The 6,930-nt window shown below is 58.9% G+C and carries 3 protein-coding genes and 4 pseudogenes; 3 read left to right on the top strand and 4 right to left on the bottom strand.

Features of this window, described 5'->3' with window-relative positions:
• Nucleotides 1-349, top strand: a pseudogene (locus tag K289_RS49940) (IS4 family transposase); the annotation flags it as partial.
• A 619-nt stretch (nt 350-968) separates the two neighbouring features.
• Here K289_RS49940 and K289_RS0140085 read toward each other — a convergent pair.
• Complete coding sequence (locus K289_RS0140085) at nt 969-1,892, bottom strand: hypothetical protein (RefSeq protein ID WP_027556456.1); 924 nt, start codon at nt 1,890-1,892, stop codon at nt 969-971.
• 492 nt (nt 1,893-2,384) lie between these two features.
• On the opposite strand from K289_RS0140085, the pseudogene K289_RS49935 reads away from it, so the two are divergent.
• A pseudogene (locus K289_RS49935) lies at nt 2,385-2,592 on the top strand (Tn3 family transposase); the annotation flags it as partial.
• Nucleotides 2,593-2,974: 382 nt separating this feature from the next.
• On the opposite strand, the gene K289_RS0140075 reads toward K289_RS49935, so the two are convergent.
• Together K289_RS0140075 and K289_RS0140070 are read right to left on the bottom strand one after the other, a co-directional pair.
• Nucleotides 2,975-3,307: a hypothetical protein gene (locus tag K289_RS0140075; protein WP_027556454.1), complete on the bottom strand. Its 333-nt coding sequence runs from the start codon at nt 3,305-3,307 to the stop codon at nt 2,975-2,977.
• A 22-nt stretch (nt 3,308-3,329) separates the two neighbouring features.
• Nucleotides 3,330-5,090, bottom strand: a complete 1,761-nt coding sequence (locus K289_RS0140070; RefSeq protein ID WP_027556453.1) for a methyl-accepting chemotaxis protein — start codon at nt 5,088-5,090, stop codon at nt 3,330-3,332.
• A gap of 124 nt (nt 5,091-5,214) precedes the next feature.
• On the opposite strand from K289_RS0140070, the pseudogene K289_RS47160 reads away from it, so the two are divergent.
• Nucleotides 5,215-5,478: pseudogene (locus K289_RS47160) on the top strand (transposase); the annotation flags it as partial.
• 238 nt (nt 5,479-5,716) lie between these two features.
• Here the strand turns inward: K289_RS47160 and K289_RS47155 are convergent.
• Nucleotides 5,717-6,768: pseudogene (locus K289_RS47155) on the bottom strand (IS110 family transposase).
• Between the last annotated feature and the right edge of the window lie 162 nt (nt 6,769-6,930).

The following is a 6,930-nucleotide window of genomic DNA, read 5'->3' as shown; positions in this document are numbered from 1 at the left end:
GTTGCGAACCGCTGAGCGTTTGGTCAATCTGATCGCCGTTTTTTGTATTGTAAGTTGGCGCGTCTTCTGGATGACGATGCTCAATCGTTCCTCACCGAATGCCCTACCGCAGACGGCGCTGACAGATTCCGAACTCAGGCTTCTTGATCATTTGGTGAAAGACAAGGGTGGCGATCGCCCTCGACGGGGTACGCTCTCGCACTATGTCGTCAAGATCGCGCGGCTCGGAGGATACTTAGCCCGAGCCAACGATCCTCCTCCAGGAAATACCGTCATCTGGCGCGGACTATCGCGGCTGACCGATATCGAATTGGGAGCCGCGATCGAGGCAAAGATTATGGGTAATTGAAAGATGCGCATGGGCAAGCGCGACCTCACGCGAACTGTCGCCCGGACGCTAAACGGCATTGAGCGAGAGCGATGCGCAATGGGCGAACAGGTCCGTGAGGTGGTCCATCGGCAGGAACGCGACGAACGACCAGAGCGCGGCACCCTCGTTCGGCATCGGCCGCCGCCCACGCTTCGTGCCGCGCGGCAATGGCCTGCCCGGCAATGCTCTCATCGACGCCGGAAGCTTCAGTTGCAAGCGCGGGCTCGTTGAGCGCAATCCCAAGGCAGGACGGGCTCGCAAAGCGATAGAAGGCTTTTGCTGCCAGCACGCGGGTAACCGCGATCAGGATTACGCAGTTGTGCCGCGGAGCCACAGGCGCGATTGATCGGACGAATAGGCGCGCTACATGCAGGCTACGCCAATTCGGGGCCGTCGCCCTGCGGGTCACGCTATGTTCCGCTACGCCTCACTTCGCACGACCGGCTGCCTCCATAGCGTCGTGCAGGTTTCTGCTGAGACTCTGGTTGTCGATGTGCGATGCGCCGCCGAGAACCGCTGGCCACTCCGAAACGATCCACGAAAGATGTGGCCAACACAACGTCCGATTCTTCCAAGCATCGAGAAAGGATAAACTCCCTTACTGAACCACCAACACTCCTCTTGTCCCGGGATTCCCGTGTGGGTTCGGCTTGCTACCGGTCCGATAGCCGTCCAGATTCCCACCCAGAAACAGTACCTCGCGCTCCTCAGTTGGGGTATCGCTGACCCACGCTAGATTGGGTTCATCATCCTCATTTCCGTCCTCAAGAATGTTGGCGATCTTTTCGGCCGACCAAGTGGCAATCCTCGGTACCGTGTAAGTGTGCAACTCATTCGCGTTCTCTGCGATTGCTTTCGCGCCATACTCGGCGGCATCGTCCGGCGATAGGAGCAGTCGTGAGGCGTCCTCGGACAATGATACAAAAGGCGAATACGTGGTATCCCCCCTCATGTGCTCTGCCGCCGCGCGCGCCAGATCAAGTTGTTGTCCCCCCCAAATATTCCAGGGGGCGGCGTTGGAACGCAAAGACGCCATAGAACGCAAGTGGTCCAGGGCGCTCTGACGGTCCGACACATGTGGCTTGCAATGGCTGGCGTCGTTCTGAAAACGCTGCAGCTCCACATACGACGATGCGACCACGTCATCGAAAACGCGGTTACAGTCGACACTGCCGGCAGAAGGCCCGGTCGCTGTTGGCCACCGTGCTGATTGTTTCTCAGCCAGTTCGATGTCGCCTCTGAGCGCCGCAACGTCCGCACATGTCAGCGTTGCGGCAAGATGAGCTCGCGTTCTGACAAAGGATAAGGCTGCGCACCGTTCGTTCCCCTTGATACCGCGCGCTCTCATATTACCCTCCGTCACCGTCAAAGGTGATCTAGCCTCGGATGAATCTGATGTTCGATGGGTTGGCTGGGCCTCTCCAAGCAGCTGCTCGAAGTCCGCTTGCTCTGCCTGCTCCTGATGCGGCTCGACGTCATACGTCCGGTCGGCGCATGGGTTGATATTGCTAAACGGGTCCATTCTATTCTTCCCTCTTCTTCGCTTGGCCGAACCGAGCTCGAACCTATCGGGACTAGATATCCGCGCCTCTTGCCAGTGCTAACTTTCGAGAACCTGACCGTCTCAGAAGAATTCACAGACGATTTAGCGCGCCGATCGACAATTGCCGCCGAGGCTGCGAGGCCACATTCCGATCGACCCTGGAAGGGCCGCGAGCCTATTCCGCTCGATTCGGAATGGCGCCCAAGCACTTTTGGGTAACATCGCCGACAGTGTTGCGGGATGCGGAAGCGCCGATGTCGTCGAGATTAATCCTCAAGACACCACGCTGAGAGACTGCGCGCAGCGATGCAACGGGCGGTTTCAGGTCCGCGTGAGCTGACCGATCGCGCTAACGAGCTCCGTGGATTACCCTGCGCGCATCGACCCGCAACCGGATGGTTACATTCCGCACGACCTCGTGCAAAGTGCGAAAAATCTGCTGAGCCTCGGCATCAAGGTCGGAACTGACGCCTATGGGCGGCGATCACGACGCGCTCCGTCGTTCCCTCGACGATCCTGAAGACGCTCTCGGCGTCTCCGAAGAAAAGTCAGCTGGCCAGGGCGCTGCGGGAGGTCGGCCGCATCGAACGATCCCTGTTCATGATCGAATGGTATTCGAGCCCGGCCCTGCGCCGGCGATGCCAAGCTGGCCTCAACAAGGGGTGAGGCAGCGCACAAACGTATCCGTCCGACGGCGTAGGCACCGGATGCTTACCAACAACCCGCAATTAAAGGGCCAATGACAACCAATCCCGGTTCTCCGTCACAGGCGCCAAACGCGCCTTGTCTCGCCAGCCGGCCATCTTTATCCTTGAAGAATACTTCTCCGTCCCGTCGGCGCTTATGGGCTCCGCCACGTCGGCGCTGTAACGAAAATCGACGTGTCGCTCGCAGGCAATTGCTAGAGCCAACATTCCCGCATGCGCTTCGGATGGTAAAGTACAGACCGCGCGGGCCACGGACCGGCTCGAACGCGTCAGTCAGCCACACGACCGTCTTGCCCTGCGAGACAGGAACCGGTCCGATCAACATCGGCGGCAGGTCCTTATTCGCTGCGCCGGTTATTCATCGGATTTAGCGTTCCCCGCAAGGGTCGTCATGAGCGTCATGGTTGTCCTCGAAACCTCTGAAAGCACGCTGACCAGTTCAACATGCGCCCGGACTCGTTTTTCGCGCAACGCATGTTGCAATCTCTCGTCGGAAACGTTGTCTATCATCCTTTCGGCCTGGACTGCGAGCTCGATCAGCACCCCGATTTGATGCCGAACCTCAAGGCAGCCGGATATGGCGCGCTTCAGTTCCTCCTTCGATAAGCGGTGATAGTCCTCCGGAATATCCTCGTCGGGCGCGAGAGAGAACAGGTCCGCGCGTTGCAACCGAATGACTTGTCCCATAGCGGGTCCCCAGCTCTCGAAATTATGCTGCACGCACGTTCGTCAGAAACCGCGCGACTTGATCTTTCAGGCGGCCGCTGTCGTATGACAACGACTGGGCCGCAGACAGCACTTGAGCTGACGCCGATCCGGTCTCCGACGCGCCTTGCTGGACGTTGACGATGTTGCTGCTGACTTGCATGGTACCCTGGGCCGCCTGCTGAACGTTGCGGGAGATCTCTTGAGTAGCAGCCCCCTGTTCCTCTACGGCAGCGGCGATCGTCGATGAGATCTCTGACAAGCGCTCGATGGTTCCCGAGATGTCCTTGATCGCAGCCACCGAGTCTGCCGTCGCAGCCTGGATGCCCGAAATCTGCTGACCGATTTCACCCGTCGCCTTCGCGGTCTGCTCGGCGAGCGCCTTGACTTCCGAAGCGACGACGGCAAAACCCCTCCCTGCTTCGCCGGCGCGAGCAGCCTCGATTGTCGCGTTGAGCGCGAGAAGATTGGTCTGTCCGGCGATCGTGTTGATGAGCTCGACCACGTCGCCGATCCTCGCGGCGGCCTTCGACAGTTCGCTCACACGGTCAGTTGTGGACCGGGCCTGGCCCACCGCTTCGCCCGCCATACGCGCGGATTCCTGGACTTGGCGGCTGATTTCATTGACCGATGATGACAGCTCCTCCGTTGCGGATGCAACGGATTGGACGTTGGTCGAGGCCTCCTCTGATGCGGCGGCGACGACCCCAGCCATTTCCCCTGCCCGCTCCGCTGTTGCGCTCAGGGTGCCGGCCGACGCCTCCAGTTCGGTCGAAGCACAGGAGACCGTCTCTACGATTTCGCCGACGGCGCCCTCAAATTGATCAGCGAGACGGTTCATGTCAGCCTTTCGCCGCTCTGCCGTGATCCGATCTTGCTCCGCTTTGGCGTCGGCTTCGGCATGAGCCTTCTGTTCGGCCTGGACTTTAAACGACTCAACGGCGTCCGCGATGTCTCCTATTTCATCCTTCCTTCCGAGCCCGGGCAGTACAACAGAAAAATTGCCGCCGGCGAGTTCACGCATGGCCGCCGTCAGTGCTTGCAGAGGCCGTGCGATGGTGACAACCGAAAAGACGCATGCGCCAATGAGTAGGAAAGTGACCGCGGCCCCAATCGCTAGGGAATTTCGTTCAGCCGATGACATCTCCTGCTGCGACATCGTCCGAGCCTGTTCTGCCCGCTGCTTGGCAAATTCGACGATCTTGTCTGCTAGTGCGCCCAGCTCGACCGCGAGAGGGCCGGTCTTTTCCTTCGCAAGCCGGCTCTCCTTCTCATCGAGCGCTGAAGCGCTTGAGATAAGGCCAATTTGATCGGCATTGGCAACCGATAGTTGTTGATGAAGGTTGATGATTTCAGAGCGAAGGCCTCCGATCTCTCTCACGCCTTCGACGTAGTTCTGTGTTAAAGATTTGATCCTCTCGGCTCGCCCGCGGTTCTCCGACGATCGCGCAAGCTTCAGAACTTCATTAGCGAACTTCGTGGCGCTATCTTGCCGTTCGTTCAGGTACAGAAGCGCGGACTGAAGCTCTTCCGGCGTCTTCGCCAGCCTCACGTCGCGGCCGGCAATCTGCATACCGCGGGCAGAGGCTTTTGCGTCGATCGCATTTTGGACGATCGTGGACTGCTCGATAACATATTCATCGGCTCTGCGCGTTGAGGTGTTGCCGTTGACTTGGACCCAAATCATCCCGCCGACCAGAAGGAGGCTGATAAGTGAGGAGATCGCAAGCTTCGTACCAATCCGTAGATTTTGAATGCTTCGCATCGTGTCTCTCTAACTATTTATCGCTGCGTATCGGCTAGCATCCGAAAAATGCAGATCCTGGTGACCTGCCACTGCGTATTTCCTCCAGATGGAGTTAGAGTCCGGCCTGAAGAAGGACGGACAGATGAAGCGAGCAAGGTTCACGGAAGAGCAGATTATCGCTGTGTTGAAGGAGCATGAGGCTGGGGCGAAGACGGCGGACTTGGCTCGCAAGCATGGGATCTCCGAGGCAACAATCTACAACTGGAAGGCCAGGTTCGGCGGCATGGACGTTTCCGAGGCCAAGCGGCTGAAGGCGCTGGAGGAGGAGAATGCGAAGCTGAAGAAGCTTCTGGCCGAGCAAATGCTCGATGCGGCGGCCCTTCGCGAGCTGCTGTCAAAAAATGTATGGTCCGCCCCGTCCGTGCAAGGGTCGTAACAGCAAAAATGACGCTTCCAGTTGCATAAATGTATCCGGCCTCTCGCGAGTGGACTGCTGTTGCAGTCAGGCCATGATGAGATCCGCGCACGCCGTTCCCAATAAATGGTTCGGGCACGAAGCCCGCTTTTTTGCACAGGGCTTACGGCGTGTTGATCCACTGTTTCGTCATCACTGTTCCCGAGCCTTGCAATCGAAGCCAGAAGCCTCAAGTGAAAGCAGGATCTCTGCGTTCGTAGAGTGCTCCCGGCTTATTCAAAACCACCCAGACAATGCGGGCCATTTTGGCGGCTAGAGCGACAACGGCCTTGTTCGGATGCATCCGAGCCTGGAGCCCGTCGAGCCAGCTTCCCAAGCGATCGCGTGTCCGGTCCAGATGCCGGAAGCAGGATCGCGCGCCATGCACTAAAAGCTTTCTCACATAGCGATTGCCGCGTTTGCTGATGCCGAGCAACGTCTGTTTTCCGCCGGTCGAGTGTTGTCTGGGCACTAATCCCAGCCATGCAGCAAGGTCGCGGGCCTTGCGAAACTGCCGCCCATCACCGATCGCGGCAAGTACAGCGGTCGCACCCAATGCGCCGATACCAGGGATTGTCATCAGCCGGCGTGTGACGTCCTCTCGGTCGGCGACGGCTTCGATCTCCTTTGTCACTTCGCGGATCCGTTCTTCGAGGCGCCGGAGGTCGGCGAAGAGATCGCCGACCAGGCGACGCATCACTGGTGACAGATCGTTTTCTTCGTCATTCAAAGCGCGCGGCAACTCGAGTTTGAATATTCCGGCACCCTGACGCAACGGTACCCCGTACTCGAGGCAGAAAGCCCGCATCTGATTGATCAGGCGTGTCCTCGAGCCGACCATCTGGTCACGGATTCGATGCAGCGCTTGAAGGCGACCTGGCCCTCCTCCTTCACGGCGACGAAGCGCATTGTCGGTCGCGTTGCGGCCTCAGCGATCGCCTCGGCATCGATGATATCGCTCTTGTTTGATTTCACATAGGGCTTCACGAACTGCGCGGGGATCAGGCGGACCTTGTGACCAAGTGCTTGAATCTTCCGGGCGAGCCACTGCGAACCGGCACAGGACTCCATGCCAACTATGCTTGATTGTGCGCGAGCAAAGAACTGAAGAAGGGTGTCCCGTCGAAAGCGAACTTTCTGAACAGGTGTGCCGTCGCAGCTAAGGCCAACGACGTGGAACAGGTTCTTGCCAATGTCGATTCCATAGACAGCCGCAGTCCGCGGCAAATTACGATGGGCCATGATACTCTCCTCTATTGATCTGACCTCCCCTATGATGAGGGAGGAGGACGGGGCGGACCATCCCATTAATGGTAGGGCCCGCCGCTAAGCGCGCCGCGGTGGCGCACCTGCAGGACACGATGGGCCTGTCGGAGCGGCGGGCCTGTTCGATCGCCGGTGCGG

This window comes from Bradyrhizobium sp. Cp5.3 (assembly GCF_000426265.1).
In the GTDB taxonomy this organism is placed as follows: Bacteria; Pseudomonadota; Alphaproteobacteria; order Rhizobiales; family Xanthobacteraceae; genus Bradyrhizobium; species Bradyrhizobium neotropicale.
The sequence above is the reverse complement of the archived record's forward strand: the minus strand, read 5'-3'. Positions and strand labels throughout refer to the sequence as shown.

Excerpts from the sequence above, each read along its gene's own strand:
- K289_RS0140085 (WP_027556456.1), bottom strand. The coding sequence starts at position 1,892 with ATGGACCCGTTTAGCAATATCAACCCATGCGCCGACCGGACGTATGAC.
- K289_RS0140075 (WP_027556454.1), bottom strand. The coding sequence starts at position 3,307 with ATGGGACAAGTCATTCGGTTGCAACGCGCGGACCTGTTCTCTCTCGCG.
- K289_RS0140070 (WP_027556453.1), bottom strand. The coding sequence starts at position 5,090 with ATGCGAAGCATTCAAAATCTACGGATTGGTACGAAGCTTGCGATCTCC.